Here is a 2,853-nt window from a genome sequence, read left to right as displayed (position 1 = left end):
CGGCGTGTCGTACCAGCATGTATTCGTAGCCACTCGTGCAGTGGATGGGCACAAGCAAATATTTAGTAAGCATGCTTGCCTTCCGTGGGGTGATGTGGCTAGGTAGAAGGGTGTCGGCGCGATGAACGTCGCAGTCGGAAGACGTTTTAGTCCCTGCAAGGTGGAGGTTTTCTATGGAAGATACGCTTAGATCCGGGCTCGCTACGGTCGCGGAGTTCGTTCCCAAACTCGCTTTGTTCCTCGTCATCCTCATCGTTGGTCTCTTGATCGCCAAGGCCATTTCCAAGGCCTTGGACAAGCTCCTGCAGAAAGTCGGTTTCGACCGGCTTGTGGAGCGGGGCGGGGTGAAAAAGGCGCTGTCCAGGTCATCGATGGATGCCAGTGACATCATCAGCAAGATCGTCTATTACGCGTTGGTCCTCTTTGTCCTGCAGTTCGCGTTTGGCGTCTTCGGCCCGAACCCGGTCAGTGACCTGCTCGCTGGCATCATCGCGTTTTTGCCCCGGATCGTTGTCGCGATCATCATCGTCATCATCAGCGCCGCGATCGCAGCAGGGGTCAAGACCCTTGTCCAGGGTTCCCTCGGCGGCCTTTCCTACGGCAAGACCCTGGGAAACATCGCCAGCATCTTCATCCTCGGGATCGGCATTATCGCGGCCCTGAACCAGGTGGACATCGCCACCACTGTCACCACCCCGATCCTGATCGCCGTGCTCGCCGTGATCGTTGGCGTCATCATCGTTGGTGTCGGTGGCGGACTCATCGGGCCGATGTCCCGCCGCTGGGAAACCTACCTGAACAAGGCCGAGGCCGAAGCACCGCGGATCAAGGCTGAAGCCGAGTCGGCGCCCCCTGCCAAGGACCAGCTGGCAGCCAAGGCGAAGGAAGCCACCTCTACTACCGGCAATGGTGGGGGAGCCCATGTGACCGGCAAGAACCCCCTCGCCTGATTCGAAGGCACCTGNAAGCCGAGTCGGCGCCCCCTGCCAAGGACCAGCTGGCAGCCAAGGCGAAGGAAGCCACCTCTACTACCGGCAATGGTGGGGGAGCCCATGTGACCGGCAAGAACCCCCTCGCCTGATTCGAAGGCACCATAGGTCCCAGACAGAAGTACGAGAAGGAGCACATCATGATCAGCACTGAGAACCTTTCTGCACTGGCAACAGCAGGCGGTAAAGTCATTGGCTCTGACGGGACCAAGATCGGGTCCATTGGTCAGGTCTACGCCGAGGACGACACTGGGGAACCGACCTGGGTTACCGTCAAAACCGGTTTGTTCGGCACCCATGAGTCCTTCGTCCCGCTGGACACTGCAACCCAGGACGGCAACGACATCGTCGTCACGTACACCAAGGACAAGGTCAAAGACGCCCCCCGGGTCGCCCCGGACGGACACCTGGACCCCGAAGAAGAAGACCGCCTCTACACCTACTACGAACGCGCCGGCGCCGCCGCCCCCACCGGCACCACCACCGATCGGGACACCAGCACCCACCAGGACGCCCGCGACCGGGAAACCACCGCAGGCGGCACGGTAGGACACGACGTCTCGGGTCCGACCACCGATGATGCGATGACCCGCTCAGAGGAACAGCTGCACGTCGGCACCGAAAAGCAGGCCACAGGCAGGGCACGGCTGCGCAAGTACGTCACCACCGAAAACGTCACCACAACAGTCCCCGTGGAGCGTGAAGAGGTCCGTATTGAGCGCGAACCGATCACCGACGCCAACCGCGGCGCCGCTCTCGATGGCCCTGCCATCAGCGAGGAAGAACACGAGGTGGTTCTCCACGAGGAGCGTCCCGTGGTCGAGAAGGAAGCCGTCCCGGTCGAACGCGTCCGCCTCGACAAGGAAACCCTAACCGAGCAGCACACCGTCAATGAAGAAGTCCGCAAGGAAAACATCGACGTTGACGACGACGGCCGCCACGCCCGCTAACACCATCGAACGCAAGGGCGATAGCACAAGAGGTCCGCTTCCTCTGAAGGAGGCGGACCTCTTGCACCTTAAGTTCCTCTTGGCCGCACCTCACCAGAGGAAATATGCATCTCCTAGCGGAACCTGCCAAGCCACCTCCGTCAAGGATGCTTGTGCCCGTTCCCTACCTGGAAGGAAATTATGACCCCGGATCAAGCACCGGCCACCAGTGGTGGCAGTTCGTCCGCTGATGCCCGGAAGGGTGGACACCGCCTTGAACAAGCAGCGCAGCCAGCGCCGGCTCCACTCCCGATGGTTTCGGGCCTGCCTCCGATCTGGGCAACAACTCTGGGCAGGTCAGCGATCCGGTCCAGCCAGGTCCTGCTGGTCGCCGCGCTGGTCTGGCTTGTGGTGTGGGCGGGGACCCGCGTCCCGCTCGTCCTCACCCCCGTGCTGATCGCCTTGATCCTGGCGTCGGCCATCTCCCCGGCGGTACGCTGGCTCACCAACAGGGGGTGGCCCAGGGTGCTGGCAGTCGGGGCATCCTTCATCGTCATTCTCGCCGTCTTCGCCGGCGTCGTCACCGGCATCATTTCCCTCATCCGCCACCAAGCCAAAGACCTCGAAGCGCGGGCCGTGGCCGGCATCAACCAACTCCACGAATTCCTCATCAATGGGCCCCTGGCCCTCAACGACGAGCAACTGAACGCAGCAAGGTCCGAGGTCCAGAAATTCTTCGCAGGCGGCTCCTTCGGCACCGATGCCCTGACCGGGCTGCGCACCGCAGGTGAAACGATCGCCGGGATGGTCCTGATGGCCGTCATCCTCTTCTTCTTCCTCAAAGACGGCGACAAAATCCGGGGATTCCTCATCGGATTCCTCCCCGAGCGGCATCAGCCCACGGCCCGGCTGGCGGCCGAACGCGCCACCATCGT

The 2,853-nt window shown here is 62.0% G+C and carries 3 protein-coding genes; all 3 read left to right on the top strand.

The window, feature by feature from the left end; all coding sequences use genetic code 11:
• Positions 1–173: 173 nt before the first annotated feature.
• Positions 174–950 carry a mechanosensitive ion channel family protein gene (locus IEW19_RS23055; protein WP_188573874.1) on the top strand — a complete coding sequence of 259 codons (777 nt, stop codon included), beginning with the start codon at positions 174–176 and terminating at the stop codon, positions 948–950.
• 179 nt (positions 951–1,129) lie between these two features.
• The gene (locus tag IEW19_RS23050; protein WP_188573873.1) at positions 1,130–1,939 is read left to right on the top strand and encodes a DUF2382 domain-containing protein; all 810 of its coding nucleotides are present in this window, start codon (positions 1,130–1,132) and stop codon (positions 1,937–1,939) included.
• Positions 1,940–2,119: 180 nt separating this feature from the next.
• The coding region (locus IEW19_RS23045; protein ID WP_229748746.1) for an AI-2E family transporter at positions 2,120–2,853 on the top strand (734 nt) is incomplete at its 3' end.

The sequence above is a fragment of the Arthrobacter liuii genome (assembly GCF_014639275.1).
Lineage (GTDB): Bacteria > Actinomycetota > Actinomycetes > Actinomycetales > Micrococcaceae > Arthrobacter > Arthrobacter liuii.
This window is presented reverse-complemented; position numbering and strand designations above follow the sequence as displayed.